This is a genomic window from Thiolapillus sp. (assembly GCF_048562965.1).
GTDB classification, from domain to species: domain Bacteria; phylum Pseudomonadota; class Gammaproteobacteria; order Chromatiales; family Chromatiaceae; genus Thiolapillus; species Thiolapillus brandeum_A.
Window position 1 is genome coordinate 1 of record NZ_JBHNMF010001097.1, and the last position, 889, is coordinate 889.

Here is an 889-nt window from a genome sequence, read left to right on the forward strand (position 1 = left end):
GATCGTCATCAGTTCCGATCTCAGTCATTTCCTGGATTATTACACTGCCAGGGAGAAAGACCTACATACCACGCAGGCCATCGAATCGCTTCAGCCGGACGCCATCGGTTTCGATGACGCCTGCGGTCGTATTCCCGTAAGCGGTCTGCTGGTGACTGCCAAAGAACATGGCCTGCATGCCAGAACCGTGGATTTACGCAACTCTGGCGATACCGCAGGTGATAAGAGCCGCGTGGTGGGGTATGGTGCTTATGTCTTCAACTGATCACACACTGAACGAACAGCAGCGGGCTGTTCTGCTGCAGACTGCCCGGGAGTCCATCCGCACAGGACTGCGGGAAGGACACCCGCTGGTGGTGAATCCTGCAGATTTCGAAGAAGCCCTGCAGGCGGAACGCGCTACCTTCGTGACCCTGAATGAGGATGGGAAACTGCGTGGCTGCATCGGTCATCTGGAGGCCATTCAGCCGCTGATCAGGGATGTGGCGGACAATGCCTTCAGCGCCGCCTTTCAGGACAGCCACTTTCCTCCCGTCAGCGAGCGAGAATTCGACCGTCTGGAAATCCATATTTCCGTGCTGAGCCCGCCGCAGCCTCTTTCCTTCGCTTCCGAAGAAGACCTTTTGCGCCAGATCCGTCCTGGCGTGGATGGTCTTATCTTGCAGGATGGCTACTACCGCGGCACCTTCCTGCCATCGGTATGGGAGCAGTTGCCCAGGCAGGAAGAATTTCTCGCCCACCTGAAACTCAAGGCAGGTCTGCCGGCAAAATCAAATACTACCCGCAGAGCGGGTAGTATGATGAAAGCCCCCGGAGGGGGCTATTGTCAGAGTCCCACCAACCTTAACTGCTCTTGGCGCTTCTCTTCCCGTTCCTGATTCTTTATGTA

Annotated in this window: 2 protein-coding genes; both read left to right on the top strand. The window is 56.4% G+C overall.

Going from position 1 to position 889, the window contains the following annotated elements:
* On the top strand, positions 1 to 265 hold a 265-nt coding region (gene amrB, locus ACOCD2_RS22540), incomplete at its 5' end, for an AmmeMemoRadiSam system protein B (RefSeq protein WP_293653587.1).
* Positions 252 to 878 carry an AmmeMemoRadiSam system protein A gene (gene amrA, locus ACOCD2_RS22545; RefSeq protein WP_293649603.1) on the top strand — a complete coding sequence of 209 codons (627 nt, stop codon included), beginning with the start codon at positions 252 to 254 and terminating at the stop codon, positions 876 to 878. The genes amrB and amrA, both read left to right, overlap by 14 nt.
* The last annotated feature ends 11 nt before the right edge of the window (positions 879 to 889 follow it).